This is a genomic window from Peribacillus sp. NPDC056705 (assembly GCF_043656335.1).
This window is the reverse complement of the sequence record NZ_JBHTYI010000019.1, coordinates 61,803-79,062: the sequence shown is the minus strand read 5'-3', so window position 1 is coordinate 79,062 and position 17,260 is coordinate 61,803. Positions and strand designations below refer to the sequence as shown.

General features: G+C 43.2%; 15 protein-coding genes and 1 pseudogene. 4 read left to right on the top strand and 12 right to left on the bottom strand.

Annotated elements, in window-relative coordinates; translation table 11 throughout:
• Window positions 1-252: 252 nt before the first annotated feature.
• A complete protein-coding gene (locus ACFRAK_RS19590) occupies window positions 253-477 on the top strand; it encodes a hypothetical protein (RefSeq protein WP_192206781.1) in 225 nt (74 codons plus the stop codon).
• An 88-nt stretch (window positions 478-565) separates the two neighbouring features.
• Here the strand turns inward: ACFRAK_RS19590 and rsiV are convergent, their stop codons facing one another.
• Window positions 566-1,435, bottom strand: a complete 870-nt coding sequence (rsiV, locus tag ACFRAK_RS19585) for an anti-sigma-V factor RsiV (RefSeq protein WP_387603018.1) — start codon at window positions 1,433-1,435, stop codon at window positions 566-568.
• Window positions 1,420-1,935 (bottom strand): RNA polymerase sigma factor SigV, encoded by a 516-nt coding sequence (locus ACFRAK_RS19580; protein WP_387603021.1) that lies wholly within the window; start codon window positions 1,933-1,935, stop codon window positions 1,420-1,422. The genes rsiV and ACFRAK_RS19580 overlap by 16 nt, the downstream gene beginning before the upstream one ends.
• A gap of 185 nt (window positions 1,936-2,120) precedes the next feature.
• Between ACFRAK_RS19580 and ACFRAK_RS19575 the strand changes: the two genes are divergently transcribed.
• On the top strand, window positions 2,121-3,527 hold the full coding sequence (locus ACFRAK_RS19575; RefSeq protein ID WP_387603024.1) for a polysaccharide deacetylase family protein: 1,407 nt from the start codon (window positions 2,121-2,123) through the stop codon (window positions 3,525-3,527).
• Between the two features lie 100 nt (window positions 3,528-3,627).
• Here ACFRAK_RS19575 and ACFRAK_RS19570 read toward each other — a convergent pair whose 3' ends face one another.
• On the bottom strand, window positions 3,628-4,347 hold the full coding sequence (locus ACFRAK_RS19570; protein ID WP_053536610.1) for a YebC/PmpR family DNA-binding transcriptional regulator: 720 nt from the start codon (window positions 4,345-4,347) through the stop codon (window positions 3,628-3,630).
• A gap of 260 nt (window positions 4,348-4,607) precedes the next feature.
• Between ACFRAK_RS19570 and ACFRAK_RS19565 the strand changes: the two genes are divergently transcribed.
• On the top strand, window positions 4,608-5,333 hold the full coding sequence (locus ACFRAK_RS19565) for a DUF4261 domain-containing protein (RefSeq protein ID WP_394572278.1): 726 nt from the start codon (window positions 4,608-4,610) through the stop codon (window positions 5,331-5,333).
• A 413-nt stretch (window positions 5,334-5,746) separates the two neighbouring features.
• On the opposite strand, the pseudogene eutC reads toward ACFRAK_RS19565, so the two are convergent.
• The 6 genes and pseudogenes from eutC to ACFRAK_RS19535 all read right to left on the bottom strand — a co-directional run.
• Window positions 5,747-6,472 (bottom strand): annotated as a pseudogene (gene eutC / locus ACFRAK_RS19560) (ethanolamine ammonia-lyase subunit EutC); the annotation flags it as partial.
• Between the two features lie 32 nt (window positions 6,473-6,504).
• Entirely contained in the window at window positions 6,505-7,869 is a 1,365-nt protein-coding gene (locus tag ACFRAK_RS19555; protein WP_387603031.1) for an ethanolamine ammonia-lyase subunit EutB, read from the bottom strand.
• An 18-nt stretch (window positions 7,870-7,887) separates the two neighbouring features.
• Window positions 7,888-9,294 carry an ethanolamine ammonia-lyase reactivating factor EutA gene (locus tag ACFRAK_RS19550; protein WP_387603034.1) on the bottom strand — a complete coding sequence of 469 codons (1,407 nt, stop codon included), beginning with the start codon at window positions 9,292-9,294 and terminating at the stop codon, window positions 7,888-7,890.
• An 18-nt stretch (window positions 9,295-9,312) separates the two neighbouring features.
• Complete coding sequence (gene eutH / locus ACFRAK_RS19545; protein ID WP_387603037.1) at window positions 9,313-10,584, bottom strand: ethanolamine utilization protein EutH; 1,272 nt, start codon at window positions 10,582-10,584, stop codon at window positions 9,313-9,315.
• A gap of 141 nt (window positions 10,585-10,725) precedes the next feature.
• Window positions 10,726-11,310 (bottom strand): ANTAR domain-containing response regulator, encoded by a 585-nt coding sequence (locus tag ACFRAK_RS19540; RefSeq protein ID WP_192206791.1) that lies wholly within the window; start codon window positions 11,308-11,310, stop codon window positions 10,726-10,728.
• A gap of 9 nt (window positions 11,311-11,319) precedes the next feature.
• Entirely contained in the window at window positions 11,320-12,696 is a 1,377-nt protein-coding gene (locus ACFRAK_RS19535; protein WP_394572277.1) for a sensor histidine kinase, read from the bottom strand.
• A 366-nt stretch (window positions 12,697-13,062) separates the two neighbouring features.
• On the opposite strand from ACFRAK_RS19535, the gene ACFRAK_RS19530 reads away from it, so the two are divergent.
• Window positions 13,063-13,182 (top strand): DUF4023 family protein, encoded by a 120-nt coding sequence (locus ACFRAK_RS19530; RefSeq protein WP_061465287.1) that lies wholly within the window; start codon window positions 13,063-13,065, stop codon window positions 13,180-13,182.
• Window positions 13,183-13,231: 49 nt separating this feature from the next.
• Here the strand turns inward: ACFRAK_RS19530 and ACFRAK_RS19525 are convergent, their stop codons facing one another.
• The 3 genes from ACFRAK_RS19525 to ACFRAK_RS19515 all read right to left on the bottom strand — a co-directional run bounded on the left by ACFRAK_RS19525 (window position 13,232) and on the right by ACFRAK_RS19515 (window position 16,931).
• Window positions 13,232-13,927 carry a hypothetical protein gene (locus tag ACFRAK_RS19525; RefSeq protein ID WP_394572285.1) on the bottom strand — a complete coding sequence of 232 codons (696 nt, stop codon included), beginning with the start codon at window positions 13,925-13,927 and terminating at the stop codon, window positions 13,232-13,234.
• A gap of 205 nt (window positions 13,928-14,132) precedes the next feature.
• On the bottom strand, window positions 14,133-16,049 hold the full coding sequence (locus ACFRAK_RS19520; protein ID WP_394572275.1) for a vWA domain-containing protein: 1,917 nt from the start codon (window positions 16,047-16,049) through the stop codon (window positions 14,133-14,135).
• A gap of 15 nt (window positions 16,050-16,064) precedes the next feature.
• The gene (locus tag ACFRAK_RS19515) at window positions 16,065-16,931 is read right to left on the bottom strand and encodes an ATP-binding protein (protein ID WP_394572274.1); all 867 of its coding nucleotides are present in this window, start codon (window positions 16,929-16,931) and stop codon (window positions 16,065-16,067) included.
• Window positions 16,932-17,260 lie beyond the last annotated feature (329 nt).

Sequence of the window (17,260 nt, the reverse complement as noted above, 5' to 3'; positions counted from 1 at the left end):
CTATAGAAGAGGTTGCCTCCCTACATACCAAAGCCTGTATTTCTCAGGAAGAAACACCTTATAGTCTAATAGGGAGCTGCCATCAAAGATATATTACCCTAACTTCACCAATGGTATTACGTTTCAGACCACTTTGGTTGCCAAGAACATGCAAGGAGAATCGGAAAAATAGGCAGAATCATTTTAAAAAAAACCACTTCATCTGTTAAATACACCGTATAATAGATATAACCAAAAATGAGGAGGCACATAATGCTCGGGATCATAACCGTTGTGCTGATTTTTTCCATCCCTATAATCGCCATACTGACAAGCCATTTCGAAAAACAGTCAAAGACGAAACACAAAATGCTGCAAGTTGAATTGGAACTTGAAAAACTGAAGCATGAAAACTTTCTTATGGAGACGGAAAAAATGAGGCTGGAGCTGGACCAGATGAAATTCGAACAAAAAAGAGACGAGCCAAGGTTACTGTAAACAAGTAACGTTGGTTCGTCTTTTTTAATGGGTATTTTGCCGTTTTAAAAACCTCCCGCCCATCATAAGAATTACAAGTAAGGCCGTTTTAATGGATATATTGATCGCCCACAAGGAGGTCTGTCAGCACCTTTGTCGGGATGACGAACTCGACGGCCCCCATATATCCCGGCGCAGCTTCATAGCTGTTAAAGGCGATGACTAGCTTGCCATCTTCATTTATATAAAAGTTTTGGTTTTCATCAATGCCTTTAAATGCAGTAAGATCATCATCTTCGACCCAATATATCTTTTCCGGATCTTCAGCCATCTGGCGCTTCATCTGTTCCTTGATGTTCTCACTAATCACCTGAAGATAACGATCATCTTTAAATAAGCTATTTAACGTTAATAGCACTTCGTTTTTCTTGTCGACTGTATCGAATTGACTTTCTGTAGAACTGGAAGCAGCAATCTTATCCGTATAACGCTGTACGGATAAGATCGTTTCATTATCCGTCAATATCACATATCCGCTTTCCACTGACATATTGCCCTTTTCCCCTTCCTTCAGTTTTGACATGGAGTCCGTGAATTCCTTATAAAGCTGCTTGCTTTCCGATAAATATTTCTCATTCAAGCTATCTTCGAGCTGTTTATTCTCTAGACCGGATATGGCAGGCGTCTTGATTACTGCCGAGGAATTATTCGCTTCTTCTTTCCATTCGACGAAGGTAATCACTTTGATGACCTTATCGACTATCGGGATTTCACTCATGGCTTTTGCCGCTGCCGGACTGATGTTTACGGAAGCTGTCACAATCAGAAGCGCTGCAGCAGCTGACATGAGGATATTCCTGCCAACCCTTGGCTTCTTTCTGGGCTTTTCATTCAAGGCCGCTTGAACGACATCATTCAATTCCTTTGGTATCGGTGTTTTAAGATATTCTTCCCGCAGATCTTTTAGTTTTTTTTCCATCTTTTCGTTTCCTCCCGTTCAGTCATGTTGATCCGCAATAATTGCAGCGCTTTATATAATCTCGTTTTAATTGTGCTTACGTTCTCTTCCAGCACTTCCGCTATCTCATCCAGCTTCAGGTCCTCGAAGAAACGGAGAACGACTACCGTTTTGTACTTGATCGAAAGTCCTTCAAGGGCCTTTTGCAAATCCAGGTCAGGATAGTGATCTTCCTCACCTGCGCGTAAGTATTCTATTGTTTCGTCATCGGCGACGGTCAGTTTCTTTTTCTTCCGCAAAACATCCAGTGCCGTTCGGACGATGATCTTATATAACCAGCTATCTATAGAAGCAGCGTCTTTGATTTTGCTGCTTGACGCCAGCGCTTTCCTGATTGATTCCTGCACGATATCAAGCGCATCCTCTTGGTTTTTAACATAATAAAAAGCAAGTCTGTACAAATTTTCTTGCCGTTCGGTTATCCGGGCCGCGATTAATTGATTCATATCTAGATTTTTCATTGCATGAAAGAGCTCCTTACATTTAAATTACGTATCCTGGGTACAAAAGATAGACGTTCGTGCAGCCCTAAAAGTTTGGAAATGAACATGGAAATATATAAAAATAAAAAAATGAAATTTTTTACAAACTTTTAAGGCTTTTGGCGCGTCTATATAGTAGAATGATTATCGAGGTGGAGTACATCATGAGTAAATTAAATTATAAAAAAGTCTTTATTTTTCTATTTTGTCTAACAGCTACTGTGGGAACGTTGGGGTTAGCCATCAAAAGCCTTGCTTTTGATAAGAAAAGAACCGTTTCGGCCTATACAACTGATAAAAATTACCCAGAAGCCGATATTCAAACGTATGTGAAAGATAATACGAAAGGCGGGTATTCAGCCAGCAGGCCTGTTCTGCATTTAGAAAATATCGACAAGCAGCTAGAAGCCTACATAAAGAAAGAAATTAAGGATTATGAAAAGAAATGGAAAGCATCCGACGGAAAAGCCTCCGAGCTTAACCTCACTTATACGATCCTCCATTTCAGTAAACAGACCATTACGATTTCCTTCGATAAATATGAGCAAGTGGAAGGAAAGAAGCAGTCTGGATCCCAGATCTTCACTTATGATATTCCATCTCAGCAAAAGCTCTCCATAGAAGACATCTTTGCCACGGATACTGATTATTTATCCGTTTTATCCGATATTGTTTTTGAAGAGTTAACGGAGAAGGAAGAAGAAGGCATTTCAAACAGTCTCATTAAAAAGGAAAACAAACTGAAGGCAGCCAACTTCAATTCTTTTTCAGTCTTGAAAAATACGCTTGTATTCTACGTCAAGACTGATGATTCAACTAAGACCCATACGATAGCCATCAAGAAGGAACTTTTTAAAGATAGTTTGCTAGATTCATATCAAAGTCAAGATTTGAATGCGGATCGTGTAAAAGAATGGCAGCCGAAACATATCGTCGCCAAACTGCCCGTGCAAAATGAATGGATCGACCCTTCAAAAAAGGTCATTGCCTTGACGTTCGATGACGGGCCGCATCCGAGTTATACCATGTCCATTCTTAAAGACCTGAACAAGTATGATGGACACGCGACGTTTTTCGTGCTTGGAAGCCGCGTACAGCACTATCCGGAAGTTCTACAAAAAATGCTGCAGCAAGGAAATGAGATCGGCAACCATTCATGGGATCATCCGCAGCTGACGCGCTTAAGCAAGAACAAAATCAAAAGTCAAATCGAAATGACCCAAGACGCTGTAGAAAAAGCTACAGGTGCTGAGCCAAATCTCGTTCGTCCCCCATATGGAGCGATTAACAATAATGTGCGTGAATACATGGAGGATATGAAAGTCACACTTTGGGATGTCGATCCCGAAGATTGGAAAGAACGGAATGAAAAGAAAATCGTAAACAAAGTGATGGGCAAAGCCAAAGATGGCAGTATCATATTAATGCATGATATCTATCAAACTAGCGCCCAGGCTGCAGGAAAAATCATCAAACAACTGCATGACCAAGGTTATCAACTGGTCACAATTTCGGAATTGGAAAAGGTACAGAAAGACCGTGAACTTTCCGGAATCACCATAAATGAATAATCAAAAGGAAAGAGCCTGTTTCGTGATTCGCAAACAGGCTCTTTCCTTTCAAATAAAATAAGCAGACCTTTGATCATATAGCAAAGGTCTGCTCATTTTATCATTCACCAAGATCTACATTATGATAAACCTGTTGAACATCTTCCAAATCTTCCAATGCATCAATCATTTTTTCGAATTGTGCTTGTGCATCTTCTGGAAGGGTTAGATCATTTTGTGCAAGCATCGTCAGCTCGGCCACTGTAAAATCGCTGATTCCTGCATCCTTGAATGCTTGTTGTACAGCATGGAATTGTTCAGGTTCGGCATAAACGATGACACTTTCTTCTTCTTCAATGATGTCACGTACATCAACATCCGCTTCCATCAACAGTTCAAGAACATCATCAGCCGTTTTACCTTCAATCCCGATGACAGCCGTTGCATCGAACATATAAGCAACAGATCCGCTGACACCCATATTCCCGCCATTTTTCCCAAATGCGGCACGCACATCAGATGCCGTCCGGTTCACGTTGTTTGTCAATGCATCCACGATGACCATTGAACCATTCGGACCGAATCCTTCATAACGAAGTTCGTCATAGTTTTCTTCCGAACCGCCTTTGGCTTTTTCAATCGCACGGTCAATGATCGCTCTTGGAACATTGTACGTTTTCGCACGCTCAAGCACGACCCTTAGTGCCTGGTTGGACTCCGGATCTGGTTCACCTTGTTTTGCCACTACATATATTTCCCGTCCGAACTTGGCATAAATCCGACTAGTATTAGCATCTTTTGACGCTTTTTTTTCTTTAATGTTATTCCACTTACGACCCATTATATTCCACTCTCTTTCATCATTGATATATACGAATAGATTATTAAGAAATGGCCCTATGAGAAAACCCACCAGGGGAATTCCTTTGAAGATAGGCTATACGTTTACTAGATTATATTATACATCAATTGTATAATTTTGAAAAAGTCCTGCACATCCCTCACTGGCATTTATCGGTTTCTTGCGCTATTTTATATGAATTACTTTGGAAAACATCAGCAGTGGTATAGTATGAATTGAACGGAAAGGAGAGATGATCCATGAAGGACAACCAAATCATCATCGGGATACCCGGTAAATGGAAGGACCGGACAGAATTGATTCAAACGGTCGCTTCCCGAAGCGAAGGGTATCTGTTAGCCGGGAATGTTTTTCATAACAGCGATAAAAACATTACTTTTCAGGCTGAAATCCATGATTATGAACCCACTTTGAAAGAGAGCTTTTCCTACGCCAGTAAAGATGCCTTTTCGGAGAATGCATTAGAGGAAATCAATGACCATACCTTTACCGTTTATATAATAGCCGATGTATCCGATACCGGAACTGTAATCAATTTGATCGATGCCGGGGCAGCGATCCTAAGGGCAGGCGGAATGGCAGTGAAAATAGAAACGGCTGGAATTGCCCATTCAAAGGAAGATTGGCAGCATCTTCATCATAGCCCCGATGTTCTCTCGGTATATGCCCATTTTGTCACGATCATCGGAGAGGAAGATTATTATTGTTCATTCGGAATGAAAGCTTTTGGTCTTCCGGATGCCGTGACACTTAACACAATGAGTCCGAAAGAGGCGGCTGCCCTGCTAAACACATTTAATTATTACCATTTAGGTGAACGGCCTATCTTTAAGAATGGCGAAACCTTTAGCATTCAACAAGATGCACCCGACTTTATTTTGACAGGCCTTCAGGACTTTAGATATGAAGAAGGCCACCCCTTCTACAACCCGTTTGGATTATGGAATTTAGGGACAAGTAAATAGAGGAGGGATTCTCTCCCCCCAGACTGTAGGCAAATTTGCATAAAGCGAGTTTGCCTGCAGTTTTTTTATTTAAAAGCGTTTCAGTCGTTTTCAGAAATCCGCTCCCTTTCCGCCGACTGTCTGCCAAGCCTCCTCGGCTCAAGCGCCTGTGGGGTCCCGGCTAGCCAGTTATTCGGCAGGAGTGTCGCATATTTCTTCCATCCAATAAGGGATCCAGTGAAAAACATTTATAATAGTCTAGTCATGTTTTAAAATCATGGTTCGAGATGAGACCCTCCGGACCGTCCGCGGAAAGCGAGTGCCTGGAGAGGAAATCAACGACCTAATCTTAATCATCGGCTTGAATGAGACCATCCCGAACCCCTTTTTGCCGAAAAACTGTGTGGAGTAATTCGCTCCTCCATTTTTATTTTTCAACCGAGTTTTTCACGCTTTTCTTCTTCATGTTCCTTCTTCACAAGGGACATGCCGCTCGCTTGGTATTTGAGGATCTTTTGAATGACCGTGCCAAGATGCGCGCCAGCTTCAACCGGGGGAATCCCTCCTTTATGGATGTTGGAAATGACCATCCTCTCTGCTTCAATGGTGCCCAAACGTGGTTTATAGCAAATATAAGCGCTCAATGATTCCGCACTCACTAGACCCGGCCGTTCACCGATCAACAGGACAATGACCTCAGGTCCAAGGATTTCACCGATATCATCCATCACGGCAACCCGGCCCTTTTCAATATAAAAAGGTGTACCAGTATCCAGACCTGCCACTGCCAAAGATTGTTTGAAAGATAAATAGACATCCTCCACATTTTCTTCGATCGCCTTGGCACTTAAGCCATCGGAAATGATGATTTGAACCGTTGGGGCCTTTATGCATTTGGCTTCTATCACCCGCTTTGCTTCATCAGAAAGCTTCCTTCCATAATCCGGACGCCGTAAATAGACTTCCTTATCATCGGCCTTCGTTTTCACCTTGAATAAATCCAAGCGTTTCAAAAGAATATCACTGACTTCACCATATACAGCATCGACGGCCGCCGCATGGTCAAAACGGAATTTCAGCCAAGAATCCGTTTTCGGCCGGGTCCCTGACCTGCCTATCCCTATCCGCGCAGGGGTTTTCGCCATCAAAGCATCCAATTCTTCCTTATTATTCATTCCCATATCATCCACTCCTAATGGTTAAATATAGTTGGATCACCGGCACGCTTCGTTAATTTTCCATTCTCCATAATTCCCATCTTCTCCAACCAGGCTTCATATAATGGGGCAGGCCGCTTATCCATCGTTTGCCTTAAAGTCGCTATATCGTGGTAACTCAAAGACTGGTAGTTTAACATGCAGTCATCCCCCATCGGAGTTGCGATGATGAAATTCACGCCAGCCGCCGTTAAAAGTACACCCAAGTCCTCGATATCATTTTGATCCGCCTTCATATGATTCGTATAGCAAATATCCACACCCATCGGCAGTCCATGCATTTTTCCCATGAAATGATCTTCTAATCCTGCGCGGATGACCTGCTTACTGTTATATAGATATTCAGGTCCGATGAAACCGACGACCGTATTGACAATGTACGGATCAAAATAGCGGGCAAAACCATAGTTCCTGGCTTCAAGCGTCACCTGATCGATTCCGAAATGCGCTTCAGCCGATAACTCGGAGCCTTGCCCCGTTTCAAAATAAAGATGCTGCGGGCCAGTGCCCGTCCCATAAGCCTTCACGACCTCATTAGCTTCTTCGAGCATTTGTGCGTTAATTCCAAAAGAGCGATTGGCCGTTTCCGTTCCGGCGATGCTTTGAAAAATCATATCGGCAGGCGCCCCCTGCTGTACTGCTTTGATTTGCGTGGTCACATGTGCAAGCACACAATTTTGGGTCGGGATGTTCCACTTCTGGATGACATCCTGTGTCGCATGAAGCAACCGCTTTACGCTTTCGACCGAATCATCGACAGGGTTGATTCCAATGAGTGCATCCCCGACTCCATAGGAGAGACCTTCTTTTAAAGAAGCCAGCATGCCATCGACATTGTCGGTCGGGTGGTTAGGCTGAAGGCGCGAAGCAAGCGTTCCTTTGTATCCGATTGTGCTATTATTCTTGGTGAGCACTTCAATTTTATTGGCTGCATGGATAAGGTCGAGGTTCGACATTAATTTGGCCGCCGCAGCAATCATTTCACTATTCAGCCCCCTGCTTAGTCGCTTTAAATCCTCGCCGGTCGTTTCGTCACTCAATATATATTCACGCAGCTCGGCAACGCTCCAATTCTTCACGGTTTGATAGATGGTTCCATTGATGAGACCATCTATGATCCGCGACACCTCATCCTCTTCCGGGGAGAGCAGGGGATGATTCCTGATGTCCGCCAAAGTCAATTCGCTAAGCACCGCTTTCGCCGCAATCCGTTCTTGGACCGAATCCGCTGCAATTCCCGCAAGCCTATCTCCTGATTTCTCTTCATTCGCTTTGGCCATGACTTCTTTCAACGATTTGAATTGATGGATTTCCCCAAAGTATTGAGTGGATAATTTCATCGTATAATCCTCCTTTTCCTAACTGTGAAAGGTTAGCGTTTTTACTACAACCGGAACGACCCCTGTCCGCAGCAGCCTTCCTATATCTAAATAATCACCATGTTCGACTTCTGTCTGATCAATGCAGATGACCGGCAGATCCGGTTGGTTCGCTAGAATGGTTTGACCAAGTGCCTTCCCATAATCACTATCCATGACAATGATCAGAGGCTGCTGCCGATTCGGTTTTTGCATCAAAGCTTCGGTAAAAGCGACTGCGAGCTGGTGAATGTCCCGAAATGATTGATAGGGTAAATTCGTTAAATAAAAGGCAAAATTCAGGCCCTCCTTTAAAGCGTCGTATATTGTGAGCGCATCCTGAACGGCTTGTGCCATTGTCGTGGTTACATCATCAATCCCATCATGAAAATCGATCCGATAGACCGGGATATTGCGAACGGGCAGATGACAATCATTCACCTCGATGGTCGCACCGCTTATTTCAGTCGTATGTGCGCCAGCTCCAAGAACAGTCGCCCGAACCGTTTCAATGGGCTTTACCCATTCCCATGCAGCCAATTCTTCATTTTCCTTAATAGAGGCGGCAAGCATCATACCGATATCCCGGAAGCTTTTGTCCTCCCGTTCTTGATGATAGATGCAATCACTGACACCTCCCGAGAACATCAACACATCAATTCGTCCTGTCCATGATGGCTCCTTCCCCACTAAAAGAAGTTCATCTTCTTTTGTGAATGAACCAGCCAAAAACCTCGAAAGCACCTTCGCCATTTCATTTGTGATGATTGCCCCATCACCATTCATAGGAGAGTGTCCCTTTGATTTCAGCCATTTCCCTATCGAAGGGGCAACCTTCACCTTCGCTCCCTCCCACTCCACCAAACGCCCTCCTATATGCAGTGTGCAAGTTCCGCAAAGCATCCCGGAACGGTATACGGCAATATTCGCCGTTCCCCCGCCAATGTCTATGTTCGCTACAGTCTTTCTTGTCTTTATGGAATGTTGATGAGCACCCGATCCCTTGGCGGCAATGATTCCCTCCAAGTCCGGTCCGGCTGCCGCTACAAGGAATTCCCCCGCCGCTTCAGATAACCGGTAAATCATTTCTTCTGCATTTTGTTTCGTTGCCGTTTCCCCTGTAATGATGACAGCCCCTGTTTGTATGTTATCGATCGTGATCCCGGCTTGATGGTATTCACTTTCCACTATTCTTTGAACAGCAGGTATATCGATAACTGTATCGGATAAAAGCGGGGTCCTGAAAATGGGACTTCGATACAGAATTTTCTTATCGGTAATTTCGATTTTTGGCACCTGTCCGCCACCCGCCACATTCCTAAGCGAAAGCTCGCTGATGACAAGTTTCGTCGTACTGGTGCCAATATCAATTCCTGCACTGATGATTCGTTCCGCCTGTTCATTCATTAAAATCACACCCCAGTTTTACACCACTTGGATTTCATTGCTGTTTTCTTCCTCGTTTTTCGTTTTATATTCATTTACGCCGATAACTCCTGCTTCACGATCCTTTTCTTCCAATTCCAAAGCTTTTGGAACGGACAGCCAGTATGCAAGACCGATTCCAATCGCTCCGGCAGATAGCTTGCCGACAATGATCGGCAATATCAAGGAGGGCTGAAAATTGGCTGTGAATGATAAATGATCCCCTAATAGGAAGGCCGCACACACAGCGAAGGAAATGTTTATGACCTTATCCTTTGGCGGCATATCTTTAACAAGTTTGAACATCGCCAATATATTGGCTACCGTGGCTAATATCCCTGCACTCCCCGCTTTGCTCAGCCCGATTTTTCCGCCCATCGCTTCAAGCGGCTTGCCTGCGTATTTTTGAATGAGGTAAATCATTGGAAAAGCACCTGCCAGCATTATCCCGATATACCCCGCCGTTTCCAGGGCACGGAACTGGTCTGCCTTATCGGCCATGATCGGATGGAACCCCCAAGCACCAAGTACATTGGAAAACAGTCCGGTGAAAATTTCCACAATCGAAAACACGAGTACAAGTTTGATCGCAGCATCCAATATTTTTCCAAACCACATGAAACCTTTGATCATCAAATCCGGCAGGAAATAAAGACCTAACGCGAGCAAGACCACAAAAATAAGAAGAGGGGAAAGATTCAGGGCAATTTTCAAATAGCTCAACGCGAATTCATATGTAGAATCCGCATTCGTGGAAATCACTTCACGGACTTTGGAATTCGTTGCCACCACCAGCACGCTTGAGATAAAAGCGCCAATCGGAATCGTCAGGATTCCTGACATGACACCAAGTGCCATGTATTTATGATCGCGCTTCTCCAGCATCGCAAGCCCCATTGGAATCGAGAATACAATCGTTGCCCCAGACATGAATCCGACAATCATCGCCATGATCCAGCCTTCATAGGATTCCTGCAGCTCAGCCGCCAATTGGTATCCCCCCATATCCGTTGCCAAAATCGTTGTTGCGGCGAGGGCGGGATCTGCACCGATCGCAGCGAAAATCGGACCGCAAACTGTATCGATGAACCATGATAAATAAGGAATCGAGGCCATGATCCCAGCTGCCGGGATAAAAATATGGCCAACGGTATGTAGCCCTTCCATGAACTGTTTGCCCAAGCCTTGCTCACTGTCTTTAATCGATGCAATGGCACCGACAACGGCACACACCATAATGATATAAATTACGAATTTACCAACCATCTCCATACATATTCCCCCTGAATTCCGATTTGATTTGGCCTATCGTCTTAAAAAAAGGGTATAAAAAAGACGCCTCTTATAGCCCAAACTAGGTTTCTCGGCAGAAATGCCTGCCTAACCAATTTGGTCCATCAAAGCGCCATTGCTTCATCTATTTACTTGTTTTTGATCATTTGCAATGATTCGACGTGCCACCGTCTCCATGGAAAGCTGCTTATCCATACTTAGCCTTCTCAGCTTATTGTAGGCGATTTCTTCCGTTACATTCTTCCTTTTCATGATAATTCCCTTTGCCTTTTCAATGACTTTACGATTTGTGAGCGTTTCATCCAATTGGGCGTTTCGTTCCTGATGCTTCTTCGTATTGGCTGCTTGCTGCAAAGCTATCTCCACTGCCGGAATCAGATTCGCCTCCGTAATTGGCTTTACAAGATATCCGACGATATTCGCACGCTTCGCCTCGTCGATATATTCACGCTGGCTGAATGCAGTTAAAAGCAGGACCGGAATCTGAAAGGTATTGGATATCACATCGCTAGCCTTAAGCCCATTCATTTTTGGCATTTTGATATCCATCAAAACGAGATCCGGCTGTAGTGCATGTGCCAATTCAATCGCCTTCTCGCCGTTACGGGCATGTCCTACCACATCGAAGCCTGCATCCTTGAGCATGATCGTTATATCAAGAAGAACAATCGATTCATCCTCCACGACCAAAATCCTCTTGACCACATCTCCCACCTACCTCTTGTATGGAAATCTTACAGAAGCCAGGGTACCTTCTTTAATCCGATGAATCGAAAACTCCCCATCCAAATCATTTTCCACCGTCATGCGGATGATATCCAGCCCTAAAGTTGGTTTCACTGCCGGTGAATATCCGATGCCATCATCTTTTACTTGAATTTCCAATTCAGGACCATCCTTTTGAAAGCATACGGTAATCTTCCCTTCCGTCCCTTCCTTGAAAGCATGCTTCACACAATTATGAATGAGCTCATTCACAACCAGCGCGACAGAAATGCCAATGTCGGAATCAATGGAATGCAGCTCACCGCCACTATATTCAATGCTCAGGCTTTGACGGGCATGACCCTCCGCATGAACGATCATATCGCCAATTTTCCTAATAAGCTCAAGCAGGTCCACATGATCGACCTGACTGCTTGCCAGAATGATTTCATAAACCGACGATATGCTTAACACCCGATTCAAACTGACCAATAAATGTGGCTTGCTTTCTTCAGGGGCTCCCATCCTCATTTGCAGCCGAAGCAAACTGGCGACTGTCTGCAAATTGTTCTTCACCCTATGATGAATTTCACGAATGGCCACTGACTTGCTAATCAGCTCTCTCTCTTTATCCCGCAGTTCTGTCAGGTCCCGGATGATGATGAACGTTTCATCGGAATTCTTGTTGCCTAAATGGAATTTCTTTATTTGGAAAATCTTTTTACCAATGTTCATTTCCTTCATCAAAATGTCCTCTTTTGAAGCAAGAACATCGGCAAGGCCAGGAAAATAATCGAAAATGGATTCACCTAAAGCACAGTCCGTCATACATATATCCGATACTAGATTAATGGCAGCAGGATTCGTATAGACAAGTCGGTTTTGGTTATTAATCAGGAAAATGGACTCCTCGATAAATTCAGGAACCAAGGAATTTTGTTGATCTTGCCTATCAAACTTTTTTGACGTTTCAGGCTCTTCATGAATCACCTTTTCCATGATCAAAACGGCGATGACCCGATTGCATTCCCCCTTGATCGGAACGACACTTTGCTGGACCATTGCTCCCTCTTGAGTCAATGCCCGATTCACGAACATGTCCTTTCCGGTGCGCAATACATAAAATACTGCCGGTTCAAAAGCCTCATAGGCGAATTTCCCGACAACCGGATGATCATAAACCGATTTCACGGAATGTCCGCATGCCTCTGCCACGACAATGGCATGCTTCCCTTCAAGCACCGGACAATCGATAAACACATTAGCTTTATTCAAATTGGCTATCAACGATAAATTCGTTGATAGGTTTTCAAGAATCTGAATATCCTTGTCCAGTAAATGAGTATGCACCTCACATAATTCTCGGACAGTCATTGTCCGTTCCATAGGCAAAACCCCAATAAATGTTTATTCATGGATATTATTATTGATAATTATAGATACCCTCCTTATTTTTGTCAATATTCCAAATATTCTAATGTAATGTATTCTAACATTAAAAGGTGATATTTAAAGGGATATTTTTTATAAAGGGATCCGTTGTTGTAATTTCCGGGTTAAACTTAACGGAAATTTTCGAAGGATATAATGAAGGACTTCGAAGAGTTTCGGGTGGTGCAAGGCTAGTGGTCGTGTAATGGATACATCATTTAGTCTTTTATCCCCGTTAATGTAGTCAGATCCCATGCATGACTCATGAATTTCACCTCTTCTGGTTATAGTAAAGAAGAAAATATCGAGGAGGTACATTCCATGAAAAGTTCAAAGGAATTCGTTGAAAGCATTCAAGAGCAGCAGAAAAAGGAAGAAGGCAATTTCCGCCGTCAAGGCAATGGGAATCCCGCTCAGAAATTACCGAATAAAAAACATTAATGCCCATCTTCAAAAAATCCCAGCCTTAACATAAGGGCTGGGATCCTTTTCACGCCGATGTACTTTTCTTCTTCTTCATCTCTTCGATTTCTTTTGAGAATGTGTCTTCTATCTCTTTTTTATTTCCATATAAAAAGAGGTTATCGCCTAATTTGATTTTATACTCATATAACTCTTTCCTGATTTTCACTTCTCCGCTTTCAATAAATAAGATATTGATGTCGGCTCCATGTGATATGACGTCCAACGCTTTGACATCTATGAATTCGGAGTCCTCATAAATATCGATCTCCATGACCACGTCTTCATCCTCTAAAAATAGGACCTCCTCTATCGGGTGTTCCCATAATTCATAATGATTGTACATTGCACTTTCCATCTTATTCGATAATCTATGATTCAGGAATGGAGCTTTCACTAGTACGGCCAGAACCATCAGTATCCCTATAATGATGCTTAACTCCATCAAGCGCAGATCATCTGTAAGCAATGTACTGATCGATGAAATGATGACAGCAAGTGAGAAAGCACCAAATAAAATTAAGAACATGCTTATTTTCCTTCGAATGGGATGATCAATGATGGATTTTGACTCGTCAGTTGTAAAACCAGTCCCTGTCAGCATGGAGATAACCTGAAATCTGGCCACTGTGCTTTTTAATCCAGTCAATTTCATCAAGGTAACCGATATTTCAATAACAAGAACAATGATTATAAAATAAAGCAACATAAAAATTAAATTCATCAAAATGATCACTTCCTCATCTATGGTTTACCCCAATCCCGACAAAAGAATCGCATTCGTTGTCCTTTTCGAGTTTCCATCCATCTATCCGCTTACTGATAATAAAAAAACGCAGTAAGATCCATTGAATCCTACTGCGTTTTTCACTTATATGCTAATCAAATGCATGGCCCGTTTTAAATGACCAGCGGGGGAACTTCGCTTCTCATATGGTCTTCAGCAGCAGTTTTTTTAACAGCGGTGTAAATTGCTCTGGCAATTCAGCTACACTCGGAATCATTAGGCGCTCTTTTCCATAGATGTTTTTCATCGTCAATTCTTCACTTTCCTCGATGCCTCCATCCGCTAAAAACAGGCCAATGACTTCTATGCCCTTTTTCCTGGCTTCCGAAACAGCAAGATGTGTATCGACAATGCCATTTTGATCATAATCGCTTGCTGCCGGCTCACCATCGGAAAACACGAGCAAGAACCGGTTTTTTTCACGCCTTTTTTCCAATTCCATTGTAGCGACCCTGATACTGTATCCGTCCCTGTTGTCTTCCTCTGGTTCAAGCTGCATGATTTTAGCTCCTGAGTTTAGATAAAGAGAATCGGAATGGGATTGGATTATATGGAAGTAGTTCGGCTGATATCCTTCTCTCACTTCATTTGCATCTTCCCAAAATCCAACGATCGAGTGGGGGATCTTTAATTTTTTCAGTACTTCATGAAACAGGACGACCCCTCGTTTCGTTTCATCCATTTTGTTATGCATGGAAGCGGAGCAATCGATCAGCAATGTGAATACGGCATCCATTTCATTTGAATCCTGGTTCTTTTTATAAAAGACCCGAGGATTTTCTTCAAAAACAAGCGGCAGTAATTTCTTCGATAAGCGGCCAAAAACCAAATCTTTTCTTGGTGCGTTCTTTTTATTTTCCAGTGTCTTTTCAATTGTACTGGAGAGTTTTCTCTTGAACGGTTCGATATCCGCAACAAATTCACGGTAGCGTTTCTCTTCCGTAAGTGTTGGCATTTTGGCTTCCTTGATTACCTGAACGACGTCTTTGTTTTCTTCACCAAATGGATGTTCACCACTTTTGCCCATATTCGTTTGTTTCTTCTCCAGCGTTTCCTGCTGATTGTATTCCTTTTGTTTACTTTCCCCTGATGAACCCTGGATGGAAGCCAGGGCTTGGTCGGCATCTTCCGCTTCCCGTGCCCCTCCGCCCATCAGACTTGTTTTCGTTCCCTGCTCCAATTCAAATTGAAGAAAAGTCGAATTACTCTCGCCGTTCTTATTCTCCCGGTGCCATGTCGAGAATTTTTCATCAATGAACTCACTTTTTTCTTCGTCAGCATCTTCTGTATCATCATTCAACAGTTCATCATTTCTAGTCAGTTCATCAAATAAGGTATTTGCCTTATACTTTTCCACATTTGCAATGGGAAAGATGAAATATTCATTCATCGTATCCTCGTATTCCTCGTTCACACGGAAAACGATTTGCTCGCAAATCCTCGTGATGTCACCCGTTTTAGTGGCCTCGAAGACAGAATGGATGAACGGTTTGAGTTTCTCCAATTCTTCCAGCTGCCTTACATTGGCTCTTGGGAAAATCGGGTCCGGCCTGTCAGATTGAAGCAGTAAATAGATGAGGCAGTATAATTCATCCAGTGCAAAACTTCTTGTGACATTCGTCGTCAATTGGCTTTCGAAATATTGTTTAAGGTACGCCCCTCTTACCGAAAACCATTTTTTCGTGCCTGGCCTTTCCTTCTTCACCAATTCTTCCAATCGCAAGTCTTCCAGTAAAGCGAATAATTGGGCCGCAAACTTCGGAAGCGAACTTTCCCCGATGATATCCTGGTACTCCTTCATGCTCTGGATTGTTGAATGATGCAGCGTACCTATCGTCCTAAGGAGCACGTCCGTTTTCAGTCCCGCTTCTTTCACTTCCTTATTGCCATTTTCCCAAAAATGGCTGGCTGTTACCTTATTCTCGAACAAATCAATGAAGGAGCCATAATTGTATTCGAATTCCAGCTCAGGAATGCCGGATAAAACAGTCGAGAGATCCTGCAGCTGTAAAAAAAGAGCCGTATCTATTATTGAATCATTGAAACGGATATACTTCATGTGGCATTCTCCTAGTTAGAATAATGTGTCAGCCAAGTTCTTCACAAACTCACGCTCCCGTTCCTCGTCCAACTTATCCACTATGGAACGAAGAATCGCCCGTTTCGGCGGGATCAACACACTCAGATCGCAAGCATCAAGCAAAGCCCTGATCGACGCCGCATCTTCAGCCACCTTCCCTTGATTCACGGCATTTATCAAATCACTCGACAGTTTAACGAACAGTTCAATGCTTTTTGGGTCCTTCAACTTTGTATTGGTTTCTATCAATTGCTTTAACTGCTCCCCTTCGATATAAGGAACTTCAATTACGACAAATCTATTTTTTAGCGCTTCATTCAGCGGCACTGTACCGACATACCCTTCGTTGATTGCAGCAATTACATTAAAGCCATCTTTTGCCGTTATGACTTCATTCGTGAACGGATTCGTTATCGTCCTTCTGTAATCAAGCACACCATTGATAAGCGGCAGTGTTTCCGGTTTTGCCATGTTGATTTCATCTATATATAGGAAATGACCGTAATTCATTGAATTGGTCACAGGTCCAGGAACGAATTCTATCACCTGTTTTTCCTCTTTGTAAGCCAACGTCTTGAAGCCCAATAAACTTTCGGCATCCAAGTCGACTGAGCAGTTGACACTGAACATCGGCTGGTTGAATAAATTCGATAATGTCTCGGCAAACTTTGTCTTTCCAGCCCCTGTCGGACCCTTCAAAAGGATATTCTTCCCCATGCTTAAGGCCGTGATGGCATCCACCATCAACTCCATCTCGGGAGGGAGATATCCGCCGCTCCTGATCAATTCCTCGAATTGAACAGGATTTTTTTTGCTTGCTTGTAATATATTTGCGATTTCTATTGGTAATCGATTGATCATTGTGTTCCTACACCCCTTTCTGAACATTTTAAGGCTCTTTCCCATTAAAAACAAACACTAAGAAAAGGAGCTGTCATCAAGACAGCTCCCAGACTGCAAGCAAACTAGAGGAAAAGCTAATTTGCCTGCAGTTCTTTATTTAAAAGACGTTCCAGTTGATTTCAGAAATCCGCTCCCTTTCCGCCAAGCTTCCTCGCCGCAAGCGCCTGCGGGGTCTCGGCTAGCCAGTTATTCGGCAGGAGTGTCGCAAATTTCTTCAATCCAATAAGGGTTATAAAATAATAAAAAAACACTCCAGTGGATTGGAGCGGGTGTTCGAGACTCCTGCT

Bases quoted from the DNA above. Each gene is read 5' to 3' on its own strand.
- ACFRAK_RS19555 (WP_387603031.1), bottom strand. From the start codon at position 7,869: ATGAAATTATCCACTCAATACTTTGGGGAAATCCATCAATTCAAATCG.
- ACFRAK_RS19535 (WP_394572277.1), bottom strand. From the start codon at position 12,696: ATGGAACGGACAATGACTGTCCGAGAATTATGTGAGGTGCATACTCAT.
- eutH (WP_387603037.1), bottom strand. From the start codon at position 10,584: ATGGAGATGGTTGGTAAATTCGTAATTTATATCATTATGGTGTGTGCC.
- ACFRAK_RS19525 (WP_394572285.1), bottom strand. From the start codon at position 13,927: ATGAATTTAATTTTTATGTTGCTTTATTTTATAATCATTGTTCTTGTT.
- ACFRAK_RS19530 (WP_061465287.1), top strand. From the start codon at position 13,063: ATGAAAAGTTCAAAGGAATTCGTTGAAAGCATTCAAGAGCAGCAGAAA.
- ACFRAK_RS19575 (WP_387603024.1), top strand. From the start codon at position 2,121: ATGAGTAAATTAAATTATAAAAAAGTCTTTATTTTTCTATTTTGTCTA.
- ACFRAK_RS19570 (WP_053536610.1), bottom strand. From the start codon at position 4,347: ATGGGTCGTAAGTGGAATAACATTAAAGAAAAAAAAGCGTCAAAAGAT.
- ACFRAK_RS19520 (WP_394572275.1), bottom strand. From the start codon at position 16,049: ATGAAGTATATCCGTTTCAATGATTCAATAATAGATACGGCTCTTTTT.
- rsiV (WP_387603018.1), bottom strand. From the start codon at position 1,435: ATGGAAAAAAAACTAAAAGATCTGCGGGAAGAATATCTTAAAACACCG.
- ACFRAK_RS19550 (WP_387603034.1), bottom strand. From the start codon at position 9,294: ATGAATGAACAGGCGGAACGAATCATCAGTGCAGGAATTGATATTGGC.
- ACFRAK_RS19580 (WP_387603021.1), bottom strand. From the start codon at position 1,935: ATGAAAAATCTAGATATGAATCAATTAATCGCGGCCCGGATAACCGAA.
- ACFRAK_RS19515 (WP_394572274.1), bottom strand. From the start codon at position 16,931: ATGATCAATCGATTACCAATAGAAATCGCAAATATATTACAAGCAAGC.
- ACFRAK_RS19590 (WP_192206781.1), top strand. From the start codon at position 253: ATGCTCGGGATCATAACCGTTGTGCTGATTTTTTCCATCCCTATAATC.
- ACFRAK_RS19565 (WP_394572278.1), top strand. From the start codon at position 4,608: ATGAAGGACAACCAAATCATCATCGGGATACCCGGTAAATGGAAGGAC.